The following is a 21647-nucleotide window of genomic DNA, read 5'->3' on the forward strand; positions in this document are numbered from 1 at the left end:
ATTGGACTGCTTTTCGATATGAACAACTATTGGGAAATGGAGTTCCAGCGTCAGACAGACCAGTGGCGGACGATGCCACACATACATAAGTATTACAACCTGCTAAAGTCCTTCGCCGCTCCCGTCGATGTGATCTCGGAGAAGGAGGATTTTTCAGATTATCCCTTCCTGATTGCGCCGGCTTATCAGTTGCTTGATAACAATTTGGTAAAACGTTGGACTGAATACGTGAAGAATGGGGGACATCTGATTCTGACCTGCCGTACCGGTCAGAAAGACCGTGACGCCAAATTGTGGGAGGCTCCTTTAGCGGCTCCTATTCATCAACTGGCCGGAATAAACAGCTTGTACTATGACCATCTGCCTCACAGTCTCTACGGAAAAGTAGATTTCGGCAGTGAGGAATACGCCTGGAACAATTGGGCGGACGTACTAACCCCGGCTGCCGGAACAGATGTGTGGGCTGTCTATACAGACCAGTTTTATAAGGGAGCTGCTTCCGTGATACACCGTAGGCTGGGTAAAGGAACGGTCACCTATATCGGAACGGATACCGATGACGGCAAATTGGAGAAAGAAGTAGTACGTCGTGTATATACGGAAGCCGGCGTACCAACTGAAGATTTACTGTACGGAGTGGTGAAGGAATGGCGTGACGGTTTTTACATCGCCTTGAATTATACGTCGGACATTCAGGAAATAGTCATTCCCGATGAGGCAGAAGTACTGATTGGCAGTGCACGCCTTGAACCTGCGGGAGTAGTGGTGTGGAAAGAAAAATCGGACAACAAGTATAAATAACCCAATAACAAGAAAAATGAAGATAAGAAATCTTATATCTTGCGCCCTTTGCGGGCTTACTCTCTTTGCCTGCTCACCATCCGGGGGAGGGAAAGATAGGGAAATGGACCGTTTCATTACCGACTTAATGGACCGGATGACTCTCCGTGAGAAACTCGGACAATTAAACCTGCCTTCGGGCGGTGATCTCGTGACAGGTTCGGTGATAAACGGTGAACTTAGCGATATGATTCGCAAACAGGAAATAGGCGGCTTCTTCAATGTCAAGGGGATCCAGAAAATTAATGCCCTGCAACACCTTGCGGTAGAAGAAAGCCGGTTGAAAATACCTCTACTTGTAGGTGCAGACGTTATCCACGGTTACGAAACTATTTTTCCAATCCCATTGGCACTGTCCTGTAGTTGGGATACGCTGGCCGTCGAACGTATGGCACGCATCTCCGCCATTGAGGCCAGCGCAGACGGTATTAACTGGACATTCAGCCCGATGGTCGATATTTGTCGTGATGCCCGTTGGGGACGTATCGCAGAAGGGAACGGAGAAGATCCTTACCTGGGTTCTTTAATGGCAAAAGCGTATGTGCGTGGTTATCAGGGAAACAATATGCAAGGCAACGATGAAATACTTGCCTGCGTGAAACATTTCGCACTTTATGGGGCGTCCGAATCGGGACGCGATTACAATACAGTGGATATGAGCCGACTACGTATGTATAACGAATATCTGGCTCCTTATAAAGCTGCCGTTGACGCTGGTGTAGGCAGCATCATGAGCTCGTTTAATATCGTTGACGGTATTCCAGCCACAGCCAACAAATGGTTACTGACCGACCTGCTCCGGAATGAATGGGGCTTCGGAGGACTATTGGTAACAGATTACAATTCGATAGCCGAAATGTCCTCCCATGGTGTCGCCCCTCTGAAGGAAGCATCCATTCGCGCTTTACAGGCAGGAACGGATATGGATATGGTTTCATGCGGGTTCCTCAATACATTGGAGGAATCCCTGAAAGAAGCGAAGGTAACGGAAGAGCAGATTAATATGGCTTGTCGCCGTGTATTGGAAGCCAAATATAAACTGGGACTGTTCTCCAATCCGTATAAATATTGCGATGCCCTGCGTGCCAAAGAGAAACTTTATACGCCTGAACACCGTTCTGCTGCACGTGCGATTGCAGCTGAAACATTTGTTCTGTTGAAGAATGACAACAACCTGCTTCCACTTGAACAAAAAGGCAGGATTGCCCTGATCGGTCCAATGGCAGACGCACGTAATAATATGTGCGGTATGTGGAGCATGACATGTACGCCGTCTCGTCACAGAACATTGTTGGAAGGAATTCGTGCGGCAGCGGGTGACAAGGCTGAAATTCTATATGCGAAAGGCAGCAACATATATTATGATGCGGAAACAGAAAAAGCAGCTACGGGCATTCGCCCGCTGGAACGTGGAGACAACCGGGAACTGTTGGACGAGGCTTTACGCATGGCTTCCCGTTCAGACATCATTGTTGCCGCTTTGGGTGAATGTGCGGAAATGAGCGGTGAATCGGCTTCACGCACCAGTCTTGAGATACCCGATGCACAACAGGATTTATTGAAGGCTTTAGTGAAGACGGGCAAACCTGTCGTACTTCTTCTGTTCACGGGACGTCCTTTAGTCTTAAACTGGGAGGATGCGAATGTTCATTCCATATTGAATGTCTGGTTTGGCGGTAGCGAAACAGGGGACGCGGTTGCCGATGTATTGTTTGGCAAGATCACTCCAAGTGGCAAACTGACAACTACCTTCCCGCGTTCGGTGGGACAGCTGCCGTTATTCTACAATCATTTGAATACGGGTCGTCCTGATCCCGACAGTCATATATTCAACCGCTATGCCAGCAATTATCTGGATGAGAGCAATGAGCCTCTGTATCCGTTCGGATATGGTTTGAGTTATACGGACTTTGTTTATGGTGAGTTGCAGATTAGCTCGGAAACCTTGCCTAAAAATGGTGAGTTGACTGTGTCTGTCACTGTAACAAACAAGGGGAACTATGATGGTTATGAAACGGTACAACTGTACCTTCGTGATATTTACGCGGAGGTCGCCCGTCCAATGAAAGAGTTGAAAGGTTTTGAACGCATTTTCCTGAAAAGCGGGGAAAGTCGTGATGTTAAGTTTGTTATTACGAAAGATGACTTGAAATTCTATAATTCCGAATTACACTATGTTTACGAACCCGGAGAATTTGATGTTATGGTAGGGCCGAACTCCCGTGATGTACAAACTAAAAGTTTCCAAGCAGAATAAAGTAACACCTGATAAAAGTTGTATTGTAGGGAGTACTTATTATAATCGCACGAGCTTGCACTCATGACATAGTACAAGCCGAAGATATTGTTGCCGACACTATGATTTTGTTATGAGGAAAGTTCTGCAACTCGGAAGAAATCAGCGCGACGTTACCTTTAAATGAAATCAAGGTGTACCTTCTACTTTAATGAACAGATTAAATTATTCACTATTTAAAATAAAAAAAGATATGCATTATTTAAGAACACTGACTTATTTATGGAGTTTACTTACTCTTCTTTTAATGGTTGCTATCACAACAATCTGCTCCTGTGTCTCTACACCCCAAAGAAGCGGACAGTTGAAAGAACAAGATGAATATGATGTGGCAGCTTATATTTGGCCGTCGTGTCACAATGATCCGATGGGACGCGACACACTGTGGAGTGAAGGTACAGGCGAATGGGAAATTATCAAAAAAGGTAATCCCCGTTTCGAAGGACACTATCAGCCAAAGGTTCCTTTGTGGGGATACGAAATGGACGATGACACGCAGGTGATGGAGAAATGGATTGACGTGGCAACCGCTCACGGCATCAATACGTTTATCTTCGATTGGTACTGGTTCAACGGACAGCCTTTTTTAGAAAGCACCGTAAACAATGGATTTCTGAAAGCCAAGAATAATAAAAAAATGAAGTTTTACCTGATGTGGGCCAACCATAACGTGGCACACAACTATTGGAATGTACACCGTTACAAGGACAACAACTCGCGTCTGTGGACCGGTGTGGTAGACTGGGCCAACTTTAAAATCATTGTAGAACGAGTGATACGCCAATACTTTCACAAGCCCAACTATTACAAGATAGACAATTGTCCGGTATTTTCCATATTTGGTTTTCATGAACTGTTGGAAAGTTTCGGTAATGCAGACGGTGTGAAGAAGGCTATGGATTATTTCCGTAGCGAAGTGAAAAAGGCAGGATTCCCTGATTTGCACTTGCAACTCATCGGTGACGGGTCTCCCACCGACAAGTTTATAGAACTTGTTGTAAAGGCAGAAGTAAACAGTGTGACAAAATACAATTGGGGATGGCCATACGAAGAAGATTATCTGGCATGGGGTACAAAAGCCATGCAACGTCGCGATCAATGGACAGCGAAACTGGATTCATTGGGTGTGCCATTCTTCCCAAATGCATCAATAGGATGGGATGACACCCCGCGTTTCCCGAATAAAACAGCCAAAGAAGTGGTTCATTACAATGACTCGCCAGAAAGTTTTGCAGCTTTCTTGCAGAAGACGAAAGAATATGTAGACCAACGCCCCGACCGCCCCAAACTGATTACAATCAACTCGTGGAACGAATGGGTGGAAGGAAGTTATCTCTTGCCCGATATGAAGCATGGTTATGGTTACTTGAATGCCGTAAAACGGGTAATGAATGGTGAATATGATTACAAGCCCTAAAAATGCGAATTACTAAATAATGGAAAAATTGATGCTGTATAAAAAATGTCAGATAATAGTACTCATTCCTATTTTTCTATTCCATGTTGTCACATCATTTGCTCAACAACGTGATAGCCGTGTACGGGAGTATCTTTCTCCGATACGCATTGTTTGGCAACAGGAGAGTCAACTAATACAAGGAGCAGAATATTTACTCCGATCAGGGCATGGACAAGCAAATCTTGTGAATAATGAACTCTGTAAACTTTCGAGTACCGGGCAGCAACATCCTGCTATTCTTTTCGATTTCGGAAAGGAATTGCAAGGCGGCTTACAAATTGTCACCGGTATGCCAGCCTCACATGCTCCTGTTACTATTCGTGTTCGCTTAGGAGAGTCGGTAAGCGAAGCTATGTGTGACATAGACGAAGTGAATGGAGCGACAAACGATCATGCTATGCGTGATTTTGTTATTAGTGTACCTTGGCTTGGGGTCTTGGAAGTCGGGAATTCCGGTTTCCGGTTTGCCCGGATTGACCTTTTGGACGATTCTGCAGAATTGCACCTCAAAGAGATACGGGCTATTTCTATTTTTCAAGATATCCCTTACAAAGGTTCGTTCCGATGTAATGACGAACGCTTGAATCAGATATGGCAAACTGGAGCTTATACGGTGCATTTGAATATGCAAGATTATATCTGGGATGGGATAAAACGTGACCGCTTGGTTTGGATTAGAGACTTGCATCCCGAAGTGATGACAGTCAATACGGTTTTTGGGTATAATGAAGTGATCCCCAAAAGCCTCGACTTGATCCGTGACTCTACACCACTTCCCCAATGGATGACAATGTGTACGTATTCTCTTTGGTGGATATTGATTCAGAGAGACTGGTATCTTTATCAAGGCAACTTGGATTATTTGAAAGAACAAAAAGGCCATCTATGTGACTTGTTGCAACTTATAATGACGAGAATTGGAGAAGACGGACTTGAAAAATTCAATGATAATGAAGGTCGCTTTCTTGATTGGCCTTCATGTGAGAATCCACTTTATACAAAAAGTTTCCATTAGTAAACATAGAAAACACGTAATTTGCTATTATGATAATTATTAACAAAAGAAATCTGTTTTTCCTAATTTCCGTCTGGCTGTTGTCTACACTTCTGTCAGCGCAGAATGTCACCATATCTACTCCCCAGACACAGTTGCTCCTCTCGGTACCAAACGGCGGTACACCGGAACAACTGTATTACGGCTCACGCACCTCCGATGCGGATATCCGAAGCATTTGTGAAACAGCATGCAGAAGAAATGCTTATCCCGTCTATGGAATGGGGTATCCATGCGAAACGGCATTGTCTGTCCGCCATGCCGACGGCAACCTGACACTTCAAATGGCAGTCATAGGCGTAAAAGAAACACGCCTTACAAAAGAAAATGCCACTTTGACGGTGATAGAACTGAAAGACAAAGTGTATCCTTTCTTCGTCAACATCTGCTACAAAGCATGGCAGGATGCGGATGTCATCGAGACATGGACTGAAATCCGTCACGAAGAGAAGAAGCCTGTCCAACTTCAGCAGTTTGCTTCTGCCTACTTGCCTGTCCGCCGCGGCAATGTCTGGCTGTCACATCTTTCCGGTGCCTGGGCAAACGAAGGACAACTCTGCCAGGAAGCGTTGCAACCGGGTATGAAAGTCATCAAAAACACGGACGGGGTACGCAACTCCCAATCGGCACATGCAGAAGTGATGTTCTCGCTCGACGGCAAACCGCAGGAGAACACGGGACGCGTCATCGGCGCAGCGCTTTGCTACAGCGGCAACTACAAACTGCGTATTGACACGCAAGAAGACGACTGGCACCATTTCCTCGCCGGCATCAACGAAGAAAACTCCTGGTACAACCTGAAAAAAGAAGAAGTGTTCCGCACCCCCGCATTGGCACTAACCTACAGCGATGAAGGGATGAGCGGATGCAGCCGGAAATTCCACCAATGGGCACGCCTGCATAAACTCGCCAACGGGAACACTCCCCGCAAAATTCTGCTGAACAGTTGGGAAGGCGTCTATTTCGACATCAACGAACAGGGCATGGACCAGATGATGGGTGACATCGCTGCCATGGGAGGCGAACTGTTTGTAATGGACGACGGTTGGTTCGGCGACAAATATCCACGCAAAAACGACTCTTATGCCTTAGGCGACTGGACCGTAGACAAGACCAAACTCCCCGGCGGACTGCAATCATTACTTGACAACGCCCGGAAACACGGCATACGGTTCGGCATCTGGCTGGAACCGGAAATGGCTAATACCAAAAGCGAACTGTACGAAAAGCACCCCGAATGGATTATCAAGGCACCCGAACGGGAAGTGGTATGCGCCCGCGGCGGCACACAAGTCGTGCTCGACCTCTCCAACCCGCAAGTGCAGGATTTTATCGTACAGACGGTGGACGAACTGATGAATTCCTATCCCGACATTGATTATATCAAGTGGGACGCCAATATGTCCATCATCACCCAAGGTTCGCAATACCTGACCAAAGACAATCAAAGCCACCTGAACATCGAATACCACCGGGGTTTTGAGAACGTGTGCCGACGCATTCGCGCCAGCTATCCGCAACTGACGATACAAGCTTGCGCCAGCGGCGGCGGACGTGTCAACTACGGCGTACTTCCCTACTTCGACGAATTCTGGACAAGCGACAATACGGATGCACTTCAGCGTATCTACATCCAATGGGGAACTTCCTATTTCTTCCCCGCCATCGGCATGGGGGCGCATATCAGCGCAAGCCCTAACCATCAGACATCGCGTTCCGTTCCATTGAAGTTCCGTATTGATGTAGCGATGAGCGGGCGCTTAGGTATGGAAATACAGCCCAAGGATATGACGGAAGCGGAAAAGGCATTGTGCAGAAACGCCATTACCGAATACAAAACGATACGTCCCGTCGTACAGTTCGGAGATATTTACCGTTTACTTTCTCCGTATGACAAACAGGGCGCAGCTTCGCTGATGTATGTATCGCCGGAAAAGGACAAAGCCGTATTCTACTGGTGGAAAACGGAACATTTCTGCAACCAGCACTTGCCACGGGTGAAGATGGCAGGGCTTGATCCGGACAAATATTATAAGGTGCATGAGCTGAACCGCATCGACACTGAACCTTTGAAATTTGAAGGTAAAAGTTTCAGCGGTGCATATCTGAATGACAACGGACTGGAAATTCCCTCTACCCACAGAGTGGAATCTTCGAAACAAAACGAATATGCCAGCCGCGTGCTTTATCTGGAAGAAGTAACTCCCTCATTTTCCGACAACCGGATAGAACAACGCCCTCCGTTACGTGTTCTTTGCTTAGGCAACTCTATCACCCGCCACGAATATAAAGCGGACATCGAATGGTTCTCCGAATGGGGCATGGCAGCATCCAAAGAAGAAAACGACTATTGCCATCAATTGGAGAAGATGCTCTCGCAAAACCGTCCCGGCACAGTGGTTACCCCGCTGAACATCGCTTATTGGGAACGTAACCTGAATTGCAATATCGACTCGCTGATTGGCACTCATGTTACGGACAAGGATGTGATTGTTATCCGCTTGGGAGAAAACGTACAAGATAAGGAAGCATTCAAATCAGGTATCCTCCGATTGGTGGAATATTGCAAGCGGAAAGCAGACAAAGTAGTCATCACCGGTTGTTTCTGGAAGGATGAGGAAAAAGAACGTGCCATCATCAACGCTGCGCATATGCATGGACTCACTTTCATTCCGATTGACTGGATAGACCGCTTGTATGATTCACGTCCGAAAGTCGGAGACACTCTTTATGACATACACGGAAAGCCATATACTGTAACCAAGGATTTCATCATCGCACATCCCGACGACGAAGGCATGAAGAAGATAGCGGAAGCAATATATAGGGTTCTCTAATGCCCCCGGTGCTTCATTCTTCCATTATTTACAACTGTATAGTTTCCAATTAATGAGAAACTACAGTTGTATGAATAAAGAATTTCAGTTTAAACCCAAAATGGAGAGAACGCCTTGGCTTACCTCCAGAAGAGTCATGGAAAAACGTTCTGGAAAAACTCGCTCCTCTCCCCATGGAAAAAGGAGTATATGTGACTTATGAAGGAATACCTGAAATGTGGAAAAAATAGTCAGTTGCCCGTCATTGATAAACCTCACATCAATGGCGGGTTTCCTTTCAAAGAAACAGTATGCAGCGATAGCCGACAAGGAATTTGCAATAAAAAAGGAGAAAAGACTTACCAAGTCTTAGAATTCCTTTTACCAATATTCTTGAGGAGAAACAAAGATATGGAACTTTAGACAAATAAACTACACCATCAAAGAGTATAAAACACCAGTGCGACAAACAAATTTCTATTGTTTATCGCACTGATATTTAACTATTTAGCTTATCTGTGGATGTTAGTACTCCTCCTCGTTGAAGAAGAAATCCTCCTTACTAGGATAATCCGGCCAAATATCTTCGATACTCTCATAGATTTCGCCCTCATCTTCCATCTCTTGGAGGTTCTCAATAACTTCAAGAGGAGCACCCGAACGCATGGCATAATCAATCAATTCATCCTTGGTTGCCGGCCAGGGAGCATCTTCAAGTTTTGATGCTAGTTCCAATGTCCAATACATAATCTTGAGTATTTAAAATGAATACTAAATTTGTCTCTTTTTCTATTTTTCGGCAAAAGTATAATAAAATCTATCATTTCCAACTATTATCCCAAAATATTTCATTATTTTGTTCATCAAAATTAATTTTTCGGGATAATACAAACAAATAATCTGATAATCTGTTGACAAAAGCTAATACTTCAGGAGAAATTGTACAAGTTTCGGACAAAGCCAGAATGCGTCTTTCAGCTCTCCGACAAATCGTACGGCAAACATGGCAAACGGCTGCTCCACGACTTCCGCCGGGAATGATGAAAGCGCAAAGTTCGGGTAATTGCTCGTCCAGCTTATCAATCTCCCGCTCAATACTTTCCACATGTTCGGGGGTAATGATGCTGGCGGGTTTCAGTTGTGTTTTCTCCTGGTCGGTGGCCAGGTGTGAACCGATGGCGAATAACTTATGTTGAATACTCAAGATAAAATCCCGGTCGGACTCCTCCTGCAGATAAGTGTGCAGCCATCCCAGGTGAGAATTTAATTCATCCACCGTTCCGTAAGCTTCCAGGCGGATATGAGTTTTTGGAACGCGACTTCCGCCGACAAGACTGGTAGTTCCTTTGTCTCCGGTCTTTGTATATACAAGGCTCTTTTTCATAACTTTCTTTTTTACTATTATAGATGGTAAACGTACAAAGGTTCTTAGAAGTTGATGATATACTGCTGTTTTATCTTCGTTTTATCAAAAAATAGTAAACCGACGTCATATAGGTCGAAAGTTATTCCTACCCTTTCGTCAGCCTGCCACTTTTTCCAAAGCGCTTTCATCTCTTTGGAATAGCAGATTCCATGGACTACAAATACACTTTTAGGAGTAGTACGGTGTACGCAAACCCGAAATACTTCTTCCAATAAGTCCGGATTTTGGTAATCGTTCAGATACAGAAAATCGACTGAAGTATCCGCATCCAGAAACAATTCCGACAAGTCGGAAGCAAAGAGATAAGAAGCCGATGGTTTAGCAGACTGTAAGTACAAGGCTGTCGAGGAAGGACGCCCAACCTCAATAATCGTATCAGGCTGTACTCTATTTACCAACCGGAACAAAAAACGGTTTACCTTTTGAGAACCTTTGGTCCACCCACGCTCTCTTACCATCTTTTTTTGTTCTTCTTTCAAAGAAGAATAAGCATAGTAAGGCATCTTCTCATAAATTACATCGGTAATGAGACTGAAAGCAAATGGGGAATGGACACCATATCCGCAACGATGACGAAAGCGGGAAAGCCAGATAAAAGGTCTTTTTATACAGAGTAGAAGATTCATAAAACAATCATTCGTATTTTTATTCTCCCGACAAAGATATATTTTTTTATTGAAAAAGGGTTGGTTCTTTGCAGGAACCAACCCTTATTCATTTATTCCAAGTTACTACTGCAGTCTGAATGACACAGGCACAGTATATTTCACTCGAACTTTCTTACCATTTTGCACTCCGGGAGTCCATTTCGGCATAGAACTTATCACGCGGATAGCTTCTTTATCCAAATAAGGATCAACCCCTCGCACCACTTCAGGATTAGAAATCGTTCCGTCTCTATCTACTACAAACTGAACAATGACTTTTCCTTGTGAGCCAGTTTCTTGCGAAATCGTCGGATATTTGATATTGCTACCTAAATATTTCATTAAAGCAGCTGTACCTCCAGGAAACTCCGGCATGACTTCAACACTTACGTGAATAATGTCTTCAACTACCGTTTCTGTTTCTACCACTGGTGGTATCCAAATAACGTCATGAACTGCATTCATATCCTCTGACACTGTAGAAACGTTATCCGTCACCTCCATATTGTTTTCCACTATTTCGAACAATTCTGTTACCTTAGTTTCGGGAGGAGGAGGCGGTTCCAGTTTCTCTTCAGGGAATGTGATCGGAACTAGCTCTGTTACAAAGATGGATTCATCATCTGGTGATAGTGCTGCAACTCTGACATCATGTTGTGTCCATTCGAACGAAACGAACATGAAGGCTAGCGCAACAACCAAACCCATCAACAACCAAGAACCCCGTTGATTCTCAATTGCAGCCTTTTTTGATTTCTTGGCTTCCATAAAAAATGTGTTTAAGTAATTAATAATAGAAAATATATAGTATATATACTACTTTTCGTTTTTCCTCTTAAGCATTACTTAAAGTGCTCTCTCGCTGCAATAAATATAGTCTTTTTATGGATAGGTTGTTACGACGCCCCTTGTTTATTTTATTCTTTTCTCTTCTTTTCGATAAAATTTATGAATTAATCCTCATATCGGACAACCTGTCCATTCCTGTCAACAATAATCCTTGAATATATGTCTTTCAAAGCACACAAGAATAAATCTTTGCTAAGTACAGTAATGTTATGATAGACGGGAGCAGTAAGAGGCTTTCCTTTTTCATCCATCAGCCCGTAAAGATTGTAACTACCATATCTATAAATTCCGGTAGGCTTCATGATTGTTCCTTCGCCGTCTTCTGCCCTTTCCATCGTATCATAATCCAGTGAAGTCACATCATGATAAACATTCTTATTTAGTATCCTACCATCATAAGCAATCTGTAACTGAACTCCATCCGGTCTATCTGCCACTAAATAATCATCTAATAATTCAATATCCCTGTATTCTGCAGGAAGAAGTACATGCAAAGAATCATCCAGTACTCCATACATCTTTCCGTCATTGAATACTCTTTTTCCATATTGCGGATTTTGTATATACTCATAGGATGGTTTCAGTACCCATTCTCCCTTTTTATTGATTATGCCACATTTCCCGGTTGCATCATACATACTGCTATACCCATCGTGAAACACAAGCCCAACTTGCTTCTTATTATCCTTAGCATAAGGAAACTGAAAATCAATCACAGTCTTTCCTTGATGATCAATAAATCCAACCTTATTATTCAGTACTACAGCTGCCAAGCCTTCGGAGAAGATCCAGGCATGTGTATATTGTGCCGGTATCACATTCGCTCCCGTATAACGGTCGAAATATCCACGTTTGAAGTTTTTGGAATAAACAACCAACGAATCTGTATATGCATCCGCCGCAAACAGCCAGTCGATGCCGTCAATCGTTGTTTTTCCGGTAGTCATATTGCGTATACTATATTTCTCGTCACTGATAAAAGAACGACACTCGCTACTGTATATATCAGCCAATTGCTCGTCACTCTCATAATGTTCACAAAAACCAATAGTCAACATAATGCTAACCCAAAGCAGGCACAATACAGCAATTGTACCCAAAGCTTTTCCCAAAGTTATCTTTTTCATTTTATCTTTATACTATTTTTCATCATCAAAAAAATTGTCTGCCAAATTATTACAGTTTTTCTCCAGTTTATCAAAGAAGCGCATACGACTGGCACTTTCTTTTGCAAACATTTGATTGGTACCACATGGAGTACTTTCAAAACTCATTACGTTTGTTACGGAGATCGTTGCAGCCACCTTTTCTACATTCTGATTAGCTCCGATATAAGTAAACACCCAACCTTTAGTCTTCAATTCTTCAACCATTTTCTTTATCAGCCTTCCATCATATTCCGAAGAGGAATTTTCTTCCCCGTCTGTTATAATTGTAACCAATACTTTATAATCATCGGTTTCGGATAAAGAATAGCGCAACTTTGTCAATGCCATTCCCATTGCATCATACAAAGGAGTACAGCAATTCGGACGATAGGTCTCATGCGTTAACTCCGACACCACATCTACACTGACTTTATCAAACACAGTCCGGATACTGTCTGAATTAAATACTACCAATGAAACAAAATGTCGTTGTCCTTCATGCTTCCTTTGCGCAGCAGAAATCGTTTGAATCGTTTCATTAAAACCTGAAATAGTTTGTTTCTCAATGCTGCTCATTGATCCACTCTCATCCAAAATAATTAAATTATAAACTCGTTGACTCATGTTGTTTTTATATTTTTAGTTTATCAAAAAAAATCTACAATCATTTTATCTATAATCCTACATACAAACTTTTCTCCTCTCTTAAAAGAGAATTGTCTCCTTATCTGATTAGGAGTCCCAACAAAGCAACTTGTTGACATTCTTCCCTCATCTTTAAACCCGATCTCCACATATACCAGACAGCACTGGTCATCTTTCACCCCTCTGATGTATTGAAATGAAAGAGAGTCATAACAATCACTTACTTTTTCATTCTCCTCCAACAACTTGACTTCCTTATCTGTTATAGTCCCTTTTATATCTTGCACTACCACCTCCAGTAGCTTACTATTCAGCCGGGATATAAGTCCACAAAGATGTGAGTAATCAAAATCGCTTTTACTTCTACGCTGTTCTTCCTGATTACGCTCCCATTCCTTCCTCTCTTTTTCCCGTTCAGGAGTCAGTTCCACTATCCAATAGGTATCTCTCAACTCTTCACACTGATCTAATACAGATTTCTCACTAGCTTCCAACGCTTTACCGGCTTTTTCCCGAGTTTTAAAAGTACCTACCAAATAACTTTCCCGGGCAAAAGTATCTTCGCCCCATACCTCATACATTACCTTGTTCATAATTCCTCCCTGCTATTAAATACTTGGATATTTTTCTTTCAGTTTTCTCATAAAAGGCTTGGTTATCTGTAAATTATCCACCTCATCAAACGGTGGAAGAAACACGCAATTATTATCCTTAATCAAGATCAGGTATCTTACATTAATGATGAATGACTGGCTAACCTGCACCAAGTGAGGATGATAACTCAGTATCTTTTGCGAATTTGTATTTCTTTTCAACATCAGAGAATGTTTATCACACAAAACTGCTTCCCATTGCTTACATTTGGAGTTATAGCGAAAATAACCAATGTGTTCCAAACGGATCAGTTGCAAATTTCCAGTCATAGTGGCAGATAAAAAGATATTATCCTGATCTCCGGCAATACCAATATTCTTCCAATTGTCCATGTTCAGTTCATTTTAATTCGGTTATATGTACTTATATTACCATTGTAAATACTCAAAAACTCCTTGATAGCCCGATGTTTAATATTATAAATATTATCTATCGTTTTATTCCATTTTCGGGCAACCTCCTCAGGTGTATATCCTTCAATAATCATTAATCTTAGGATATCCGCATAACGCTTGTTTTTCATCAAAGACATTACCCGTTTCACATCTATATCTACTTCAAGGTTCAGTTCTGTATTATAAGTATTCCTACAGGAATTTATCAATTCCTCTTCAGAATCCTTCTCCATCAGCACCATCTTCTTTTTGACGAAAAAATGCCATGATACAACAGAAAGCCACGTTTTCAGATGACAATCATTTATTCCTAAAAAAGAATCCAGTCTTTTCCTGTTTCCAGCATTGAGTTCCAGATATAGTTCGTTCACAAGTTCATCATATCCGACTTTACCATTGTAAAGTGAATACTTGATTTCATTCAATAAAAAATAGCATTCTTTATAAAAGAATTGATGAGTTACCCTGTTATCCAGATTTTTAAGGCCATGGATATAGTCATTATCACTCAATAAAGGGCTTTTAGTAGCATACGATTTCATAATGGTAAACCTTTAATTTACCACTTAATGTATTTTAGTCCTTCAAAGTAACCCTACTTTGGAAGAAAAATGTATTATTTCCTATTTTTTAGTGTCAGTCCAGCATAATAAAGCCTGCCCAGTAGAAAGGTTCAGGATAAGTTTGACGTATGAATGCTTTTGCATCTTCAAAAGCCTTTCTCTTATTCCAGCCGTTTTCTGTCAGATTTCTGTAAAAATGCACCATAAATTCTTTGGTAGTCCAATCACTCACTCCCCATAAACTCATCACTAAAGTTTGTACACCGGCCTTCTTAAAAGCACGCTGTAGGCCAAAAACTCCTTCAGAATTGATACTACCTAATCCTGTGTCACAAGCAGATAGTACGACTAAATCCGCACCTTTCAAATTCAGACGGGAAATATCATCTGCCGTCATAATGCCATCTAAAACACCTTCCGGTAGCATGGTTCCCTTCCACCCTGCATTACCACCGGACATGATCACACCGGATAACAACATTGCATTCTGATATCCTGCCAACCTTGATACATTCTCCGCATCCGTCGGAGTATAGTAGAAGCCATGTGTAGCCAAATGAATAATTTGAGGTGCCTGCCCATCCAAATGAAAGAAAGATTCCTCAGTACCCTGAGTTCCAGTATAAATAGTCGCATCTATCCGGCAGTCTCCCAGCAAATCAGCAATACTATTTACCTCCTCTTGGGTCATAGGAAGATAGCGATAAACAGAATCACTGACCATGGCTCCACCACGCAATGCAAAAAGTCGGGATATATCATATTTCTTACTTTCCGCATCCATAACGGACAAATCGACATCATAATATAACCCTCCGTACAAAACCGCACTTGTATGTCCAGTTTGTTGTAATTCTTGCCTGCAGATTTCTCTGGTAGAAGACAATCGTATAAAATGATACTGATCTCCCAATATAGAATCAGAGGTAACAGCTACAGATTCAAGAGATAGCTGATGTAAAGTACCAGCCGGAACATAATAAACGGTCTCACCCAGATGAATATAATGAGACAGTGATTCCCAACAAAGCTTCAACAAAGATTGAGAATAAGGGAAATGATAAAGACGGTCTGTTATATTATTTACAGTGTTATATAATGAGTCCAATTGATTCTGATTAAAAAGCGGAACCAATAAGGGATATTCCCACTCTTTCCTTAAAACATAAGCTGCATAACAATGAACGGAATCTAATTTAAAATCCGTAAAGTCAATGGCAACCTCACCTTCTTTCAAAGCATTTTTTATATCCTTATATTGCGTATTCAAGAACTGAGTATAGTTTCCATAAAAAGAGCACTTGCTTGCCAACTGTTTATCAATCTGATCAATCTGAGAATAAAGTTCATTGGCATTCTCTGTCCCCTTACCTGTAGCTCGCTCTACTTCGGTCAATCGACTTTGTAACAGTAGCATTTTATTATACAGTGCCAAGTCTTCTTCCGTGCCACTCTGCCGTAGTAAATTCCTCATAGACCTTTCAGACTCCAATAACAATCCTTTCGAAAAGACCAATGCATTATATGCATCGCAGGCAAAAGGCTCCTGCTTTACTCCTATTTTTACAGCATAAGCAGTCATATTCCATAATATATCAGAAAGATCATTCCAGTATTTAGTTCTGGCGTTCGTTGGCAAATATCTTAATTGCTTTTTAATAAGCTCTTTCAATAAAATTGCAGCCTGCCTGTAATCTTTGCATCCAACTTGCTTTTCATTGGTGAATCCTTCAATGTTGGCTAAATAGTAAAGTGAATTTGCATACTCCATAGACTGATCTCCATATTTAGATTTACACAAAACTGAATAATGGGAATAATTCTTTTTAGCGACAGCAAAATCTTTTTTATGATACCAACAATTGGCCATAGCCAGCAAAATATGCATTCTGCTATTACTATCTTCCGGATAACGGACAGACAGCAGACTGTCTGCATATTTATAATCAGCTATTGCCAAGCCGTATTCATCAAAGTTTGCATATAATAAACCTCTCTGTACATAATGACCGGCAACCGTTTCCATAGACACCGACTTCAGCTGATGACTCAGGAATAAGGAATCCATACAGCAAAAAGCACTATCCTTTAATCCCATTTTCTGATAAATATATGCACGGTTCCGGTAAGGAGAATAACGATTAGCTGACGCAAGACCAAACTCTGAAGCATAACAAGACAAACAACAGGTGTTATATTTTAATGCGTCATCATATTTTTTCTGTGCTATCTTCAGATCGCACAAGCGTAAACTGGTAATAAATAACTGGCTATTTCTTACCTCTTCCTGCAAATTGGGAATCAGACTTAAATTCTTTAAATAAAATGATTCTGCTAGTGCATCATTTCCCCACAAATTTTGTGCATTGTCCCCTCTTTCATAATTCAGTTCCATCTGAATATTGACATCGCCAACATTTGACATTAAAGAATCTAGCCTAAGTGACAATTGCAGATATTCCTCCCACTCTCCAAGCTCCTTCAATACACCACTTTGTCCTTTCAAGGCATCAGTCCACATAAGTGTATCAGGTATCTGCCGGGCAATGTTCACCACCTCGTTATACCTTTTCATAGCCTCATCAGCCGAATAGAATCTTTTTTCTATCTCAGCCATTTGCTTTAATACGGACATCTCATCTCCCTTATCAGAAATCTCCTGAAAAGATTTACGTGCTTCTATAAAACATCGGTATGCTTCTTTATTCTTATTCTGCAGTTTAAGAACACAACCTTCAAAGTACCAGCTCAATCCTATTTTCTGTATGCTTTTTATGCGCATCTCGCCTGTAGCAAACGTCAAACCTTGATGCAATACACTTCTCGCCTTTTCATAATCACGCTTTAATATCAGCTCCAAGGCACGTGAGTAGTAAGTCGAGTCCGGCTGCGTTTCGGTATACTGCCGGGCATTTACTTCGACAGTCGCCATTATGAATAATATATAAGTCACCCAACGTCTCATCTTAGCATCTTTTATCTAAGCAACATCCATAATGAATCCGCCTTATCGCGATAATCGCCTTCTTGTAATCTATACTGTTCTAACGATTCACGGACTTCATTATATTTTTTTTGCCCGATTAATGATTGAATACGTAACCACTCTAACTGATAAAGAACAATAGAGTCACATTCATGTACATAAACATCTTCCTCTGTCTTTATCTTTTTAGCTAGTACCAGAGAGTCTTCACTCCTATATACAATTCTCAAAGAATCTACTAAAATCAAAGCTTCATCATATTGGCTATCATTCAATAACTTCACGACATTCTGAGTATGTGTTCCCCCCCGTTGGTACATCCCCAAGTCTGATGGGATAGACACAGGGATAGACAAATGATCATCTCCTACATGAAAAAAGAAAACAACCAATACTAAACAAGCAGCCAAAACAGATACGATTCTTCCAATCTTGTAAACCTTGTTTCGCCTGGACCGTACTACATCCAGTGCTACCAAATGCTCTTTCATTGCACGTGTTTCAACTGCATCTATTATATCTTTCATCAATTCTACACGCTGGCGTAAAGCATCATCTCCTGCCAATATATTCTCAAAGGCATTCTTCTCACGATCCGTCATCTCTCCACGTAGGTAGCGATCTATTTTATTTAAAGTTTCCTCTTTCATGTAGATAAGGTTTCAAGTTATACATATTAAACTTTTCTTCAATACGCTTTTGCAATTGTTCCATACATTTATATTTCCGTGTTTTCAATGCATCCTTACTTGTATAATTATCTGACATCTCCATGATTTCATCGTAATTCTTTTGCTCGTAATAGAAAAGTGAAATAATCTTGTAGCAAGAATCGGGCAGGTTCATTACACATTCTGAAACAATTTTCGATTTCAAATCTTCCGTATGAGTAGTAACGTCTGCCTCACTCATCTTACTACTCAAAAGCTGTTCCATATCCCGTGCACTTACTTCTTTTTTTCTGAGATATTGGTTATAATCATTTTTGGTGATATCTATCAGATATGTCCGCAAACTGCATTTTAACAGATTTATCTCTCCAGCAGCATTTCTCTTGTAAATTTGATTATTTTGTACAAAAATAGAACAACGCCGGATCTCTTTCCAAAGTTTCACAAATGACTCCTGAAAAAAATCATCTTCCAGATTTTCTTCCTGAAACAGCTTCTTATAAGTTTTACGAAAATAATCTCTACAGTAAGTATGAAAATGATTAATCACTTTCATGTTTTCTTTTTGAATTTCCAGGATGTAAAATTCATCCGTATATAATTTAAATCCCCACATCAACTATTTTCCTCCAAATACATTAAAGACTTTATATCCGGATTGCCCAGTCAACACAGGAGTCTGCGGCAAGCTTCTCCGATTCTCATCCATAAATGATTTTATTAATTGGATTAATTGATCATTAGACAGTCTACCCAATGATTCTTTATATTTATACAAGCCATAACTCAATTTTCCATATCCATCCGGTAATTCTGTATTAGACTGATAATTCTTGCAAGCACTCAGCGTCAGCCAATACTCCGGAGTCTTTTCTTTTTTGACGACAAGAGCAGGATCAATGGGAATCACAAACTTCCTCTCCGTACCTCTTACACACTCCTTGCTTATATCTCTCGAAGAATCTCCACTATGGCATGCATCTACTGCTAGCAACAGATGTCCCGACGTTCCTATTCTATTATGTATATTTGTCAATAGCAAGCCGATCTCATCATCTACCAGATGTTTCTCTCCACGATCTTTATTACTATATTGCAAATATCCGTCATAAGGAATCCAAGCCTCATCCAAACCATCCTCTTCATCTCCGTCTATATCCGTCATTCGTTGCCCATGTCCGGAGAAATGAATATAGACAATATCACCAGCTAAACATCGTTTTGCCAGTTTTTGAAATTCAGAGACTATTTGTTTCTTGGTAGCTTGCTTATTCACCAACGTCTTTACATCATTATATTTATAGTATTTCAGCATTTCCACGATAATAGGAACATCCTTATCACCATGAACAGCAGACCAACTAGTATCTTCATATTCACCCAAGCCTATTACTAATGCTCTCTTATTCTGCGCTTGCAAATACAAAGAAAAGAATATGATAAATGTCACTACTAAAGATTTCTGATTCATAGTCTAAATATCAATGTCTAATTCATTTTCCAGCCTTTATTTCTAAATACAGATTTATATGAAGGACAAAAATCATCCTAAGCAAACAGTAATGTAAAAGCTAACATACTTAGAAAAGCCTGTTTCATCATATTATACTTTTCAATTTCTATTATAAGCCTTTTTTAAAGCATCTCTAGCCCACTCCAATCTAGTTTTAGCTTTATCTTTGGCGTCTTTTGCCCATCTTTGACGTGTTTTGGCTTTATCCACTGCATCTTTCGCCCATCTTTGACGGGTAGCTACCTTGTCCAAATTATTTCTATCTGCATAATATTCAGCGTCCTTCAAATACTTTTGCGCCTGATTATTATAATATTTTGCCTCCCGTTCATAACCTTCCGCCTGATTAAAATAGTACTTAGCTTCACGTTGATAACTCTCAGCCTGTTTCAAATAGTAATCGTTACTTTGGGAAAAAGCAGGCAATACAATCCATAATCCAACCACAAAAAAAATAAATAATCGTTTCATGTTAGTTCTATTTAAAAATATCCTCTTTATACTATTGAGCCATTCAATCTATTATTTCTAACATGAAGTATGAAAAATATTCCATTATTAAACAATCAACAATGATAATTCCAGGAGCGTGCGATAATTCTGCTGACTCCTGGAATTTTATATACCCCAAACGCCCGAATGCTAATACACAACAATCACATTATGCGTCAACTATATTGTCAATCGTATTCTGTGCTTCATGTGCCTGATTGATAAATAGCTGGGCTGTCACTGGTGAACCACTATCCATTGCATCCTGAGCATATCGCATACAATCATCATAATTGTTCTCCAATGATTGAATCGAATGTTGCACTGTCGGATTATTCAAATCATATCCAAAGGAATCATAATTGAAGCTAGACGGATTGAATGGTGAATTCATAGAAAATAATGAAGCATCTATAGGTGGTAATCCAACAGATGCAATCGCATCATCAAAAGTCAAATAAGGTGCTGTCGGCATCGTATCGAAAGCATTATACAATAATGTCATAGGATCTGTCGCTGCCATCCATGTAGAGGCATCTGGAAGATAATGACTATAATTGTGAAACATATCGAATGTACCATATTCTACTCCTGCTACAACAGGCAAATGATAGTCTTCACCCATACTTTGAAATGCTTCTACAGCGTTTGGAGTGGGAATATCCGTTGAAACCATAAAATGCTTTGAATCAGACCACGCATCCATAAACTGATCCATTGGATATGCCTGGGATTCTTGCCCTGTTCCAGGATCAGTCAATATGACCATTGGATTATTAGGGTCGGCCATATCTATTCCAGCCACAATTAGTGCATGATCAGGTGTATCACCATGGAAGAAATCATTCCACCACCCTAATAGTTTATTATCCCATAACTCACCACTATCAACCCCCACAATAACCTTATGCCCCTGTGCCAGTTCATTTGCTAAGTCAAAGACATTTGCATTCACCGTTTGAGTACATGGGATACCAGCTTCTGCCAGCAGTTTACCAACATCTCCCATTTGAGTACCTGTTCCATCACCTGAATACCACCCGTGTTCAATAGAATATTGCACCAGCTGATCTTCAGAAACTGGAACTCCGAAATCATTTAAAATAAGTTGCTGGGATTTAATAGCACAGGTATCAGCATATTCCTGTTGAATTGAATTGTTTTCTAAAGCTGCCATAATACAATTTTATTTT

The 21647-nt window shown here is 41.0% G+C and carries 19 protein-coding genes and 2 pseudogenes; 5 read left to right on the forward strand and 16 right to left on the reverse strand.

Annotation, left to right across the window (positions count from 1 at the left end; translation table 11 throughout):
* The 5 genes and pseudogenes from DW862_RS18595 to DW862_RS18615 form a co-directional block, all read left to right on the forward strand.
* The coding region (locus DW862_RS18595) for a beta-galactosidase trimerization domain-containing protein (RefSeq protein ID WP_243636512.1) at positions 1-801 on the forward strand (801 nt) is incomplete at its 5' end.
* Between the two features lie 16 nt (positions 802-817).
* A complete protein-coding gene (gene bglX, locus DW862_RS18600) occupies positions 818-3097 on the forward strand; it encodes a beta-glucosidase BglX (RefSeq protein ID WP_118219092.1) in 2280 nt (759 codons plus the stop codon).
* A gap of 232 nt (positions 3098-3329) precedes the next feature.
* Positions 3330-4553, forward strand: coding sequence for a glycoside hydrolase family 99-like domain-containing protein (locus DW862_RS18605; protein ID WP_004316150.1), 1224 nt, complete (start codon positions 3330-3332; stop codon positions 4551-4553).
* Between the two features lie 19 nt (positions 4554-4572).
* Positions 4573-5583, forward strand: a pseudogene (locus tag DW862_RS18610) (glycoside hydrolase family 78); the annotation flags it as partial.
* A gap of 56 nt (positions 5584-5639) precedes the next feature.
* Complete coding sequence (locus DW862_RS18615; protein ID WP_117683430.1) at positions 5640-8486, forward strand: alpha-galactosidase; 2847 nt, start codon at positions 5640-5642, stop codon at positions 8484-8486.
* Between the two features lie 222 nt (positions 8487-8708).
* Here the strand turns inward: DW862_RS18615 and DW862_RS26435 are convergent.
* The 16 genes and pseudogenes from DW862_RS26435 to DW862_RS18695 form a co-directional block, all read right to left on the reverse strand.
* Positions 8709-8819 (reverse strand): annotated as a pseudogene (locus DW862_RS26435) (IS982 family transposase); the annotation flags it as partial.
* 171 nt (positions 8820-8990) lie between these two features.
* Positions 8991-9212, reverse strand: a complete 222-nt coding sequence (locus tag DW862_RS18625) for a DUF2795 domain-containing protein (RefSeq protein ID WP_002558131.1) — start codon at positions 9210-9212, stop codon at positions 8991-8993.
* 73 nt (positions 9213-9285) lie between these two features.
* The gene (locus tag DW862_RS18630; protein ID WP_004313274.1) at positions 9286-9849 is read right to left on the reverse strand and encodes a cob(I)yrinic acid a,c-diamide adenosyltransferase; all 564 of its coding nucleotides are present in this window, start codon (positions 9847-9849) and stop codon (positions 9286-9288) included.
* 44 nt (positions 9850-9893) lie between these two features.
* A complete protein-coding gene (locus DW862_RS18635; protein ID WP_049701247.1) occupies positions 9894-10517 on the reverse strand; it encodes a hypothetical protein in 624 nt (207 codons plus the stop codon).
* Between the two features lie 105 nt (positions 10518-10622).
* Complete coding sequence (locus tag DW862_RS18640) at positions 10623-11306, reverse strand: energy transducer TonB (protein WP_008023080.1); 684 nt, start codon at positions 11304-11306, stop codon at positions 10623-10625.
* A gap of 185 nt (positions 11307-11491) precedes the next feature.
* The gene (locus DW862_RS18645; RefSeq protein WP_117683429.1) at positions 11492-12514 is read right to left on the reverse strand and encodes a WG repeat-containing protein; all 1023 of its coding nucleotides are present in this window, start codon (positions 12512-12514) and stop codon (positions 11492-11494) included.
* A 12-nt stretch (positions 12515-12526) separates the two neighbouring features.
* Positions 12527-13159 carry a VWA domain-containing protein gene (locus DW862_RS18650; protein ID WP_120069843.1) on the reverse strand — a complete coding sequence of 211 codons (633 nt, stop codon included), beginning with the start codon at positions 13157-13159 and terminating at the stop codon, positions 12527-12529.
* Between the two features lie 23 nt (positions 13160-13182).
* Positions 13183-13773 (reverse strand): hypothetical protein, encoded by a 591-nt coding sequence (locus tag DW862_RS18655; protein WP_008023086.1) that lies wholly within the window; start codon positions 13771-13773, stop codon positions 13183-13185.
* 15 nt (positions 13774-13788) lie between these two features.
* A complete protein-coding gene (locus DW862_RS18660; RefSeq protein WP_008023088.1) occupies positions 13789-14166 on the reverse strand; it encodes a hypothetical protein in 378 nt (125 codons plus the stop codon).
* A gap of 2 nt (positions 14167-14168) precedes the next feature.
* Positions 14169-14771 (reverse strand): sigma-70 family RNA polymerase sigma factor, encoded by a 603-nt coding sequence (locus tag DW862_RS18665; RefSeq protein WP_120069846.1) that lies wholly within the window; start codon positions 14769-14771, stop codon positions 14169-14171.
* A gap of 94 nt (positions 14772-14865) precedes the next feature.
* Positions 14866-17757 carry a CHAT domain-containing protein gene (locus DW862_RS18670; protein WP_120069849.1) on the reverse strand — a complete coding sequence of 964 codons (2892 nt, stop codon included), beginning with the start codon at positions 17755-17757 and terminating at the stop codon, positions 14866-14868.
* An 11-nt stretch (positions 17758-17768) separates the two neighbouring features.
* Positions 17769-18428, reverse strand: a complete 660-nt coding sequence (locus tag DW862_RS18675) for a hypothetical protein (protein WP_120069852.1) — start codon at positions 18426-18428, stop codon at positions 17769-17771.
* Positions 18406-19005: an RNA polymerase sigma factor gene (locus DW862_RS18680; RefSeq protein ID WP_133304332.1), complete on the reverse strand. Its 600-nt coding sequence runs from the start codon at positions 19003-19005 to the stop codon at positions 18406-18408. The genes DW862_RS18675 and DW862_RS18680 overlap by 23 nt, the downstream gene beginning before the upstream one ends.
* Before the next feature lie 63 nt (positions 19006-19068).
* A complete protein-coding gene (locus DW862_RS18685; protein WP_120069861.1) occupies positions 19069-19920 on the reverse strand; it encodes a caspase family protein in 852 nt (283 codons plus the stop codon).
* Between the two features lie 141 nt (positions 19921-20061).
* On the reverse strand, positions 20062-20433 hold the full coding sequence (locus tag DW862_RS18690) for a hypothetical protein (RefSeq protein ID WP_008023101.1): 372 nt from the start codon (positions 20431-20433) through the stop codon (positions 20062-20064).
* Positions 20434-20623: 190 nt separating this feature from the next.
* Positions 20624-21631: a hypothetical protein gene (locus DW862_RS18695; protein WP_117683422.1), complete on the reverse strand. Its 1008-nt coding sequence runs from the start codon at positions 21629-21631 to the stop codon at positions 20624-20626.
* Positions 21632-21647 lie beyond the last annotated feature (16 nt).

Source organism: Bacteroides sp. AM37-9, assembly GCF_003603455.1.
GTDB classification, from domain to species: Bacteria; Bacteroidota; Bacteroidia; order Bacteroidales; family Bacteroidaceae; genus Bacteroides; species Bacteroides xylanisolvens.

Bases quoted from the DNA above. Each gene is read 5' to 3' on its own strand.
- bglX (WP_118219092.1), top strand. From the start codon at position 818: ATGAAGATAAGAAATCTTATATCTTGCGCCCTTTGCGGGCTTACTCTC.
- DW862_RS18605 (WP_004316150.1), top strand. From the start codon at position 3,330: ATGCATTATTTAAGAACACTGACTTATTTATGGAGTTTACTTACTCTT.
- DW862_RS18615 (WP_117683430.1), top strand. From the start codon at position 5,640: ATGATAATTATTAACAAAAGAAATCTGTTTTTCCTAATTTCCGTCTGG.
- DW862_RS18625 (WP_002558131.1), bottom strand. From the start codon at position 9,212: ATGTATTGGACATTGGAACTAGCATCAAAACTTGAAGATGCTCCCTGG.
- DW862_RS18630 (WP_004313274.1), bottom strand. From the start codon at position 9,849: ATGAAAAAGAGCCTTGTATATACAAAGACCGGAGACAAAGGAACTACC.
- DW862_RS18635 (WP_049701247.1), bottom strand. From the start codon at position 10,517: ATGAATCTTCTACTCTGTATAAAAAGACCTTTTATCTGGCTTTCCCGC.
- DW862_RS18640 (WP_008023080.1), bottom strand. From the start codon at position 11,306: ATGGAAGCCAAGAAATCAAAAAAGGCTGCAATTGAGAATCAACGGGGT.
- DW862_RS18645 (WP_117683429.1), bottom strand. From the start codon at position 12,514: ATGAAAAAGATAACTTTGGGAAAAGCTTTGGGTACAATTGCTGTATTG.
- DW862_RS18650 (WP_120069843.1), bottom strand. From the start codon at position 13,159: ATGAGTCAACGAGTTTATAATTTAATTATTTTGGATGAGAGTGGATCA.
- DW862_RS18655 (WP_008023086.1), bottom strand. From the start codon at position 13,773: ATGAACAAGGTAATGTATGAGGTATGGGGCGAAGATACTTTTGCCCGG.
- DW862_RS18660 (WP_008023088.1), bottom strand. From the start codon at position 14,166: ATGGACAATTGGAAGAATATTGGTATTGCCGGAGATCAGGATAATATC.
- DW862_RS18665 (WP_120069846.1), bottom strand. From the start codon at position 14,771: ATGAAATCGTATGCTACTAAAAGCCCTTTATTGAGTGATAATGACTAT.
- DW862_RS18670 (WP_120069849.1), bottom strand. From the start codon at position 17,757: ATGAGACGTTGGGTGACTTATATATTATTCATAATGGCGACTGTCGAA.
- DW862_RS18675 (WP_120069852.1), bottom strand. From the start codon at position 18,428: ATGAAAGAGGAAACTTTAAATAAAATAGATCGCTACCTACGTGGAGAG.
- DW862_RS18680 (WP_133304332.1), bottom strand. From the start codon at position 19,005: ATGAAAGTGATTAATCATTTTCATACTTACTGTAGAGATTATTTTCGT.
- DW862_RS18685 (WP_120069861.1), bottom strand. From the start codon at position 19,920: ATGAATCAGAAATCTTTAGTAGTGACATTTATCATATTCTTTTCTTTG.
- DW862_RS18690 (WP_008023101.1), bottom strand. From the start codon at position 20,433: ATGAAACGATTATTTATTTTTTTTGTGGTTGGATTATGGATTGTATTG.
- DW862_RS18695 (WP_117683422.1), bottom strand. From the start codon at position 21,631: ATGGCAGCTTTAGAAAACAATTCAATTCAACAGGAATATGCTGATACC.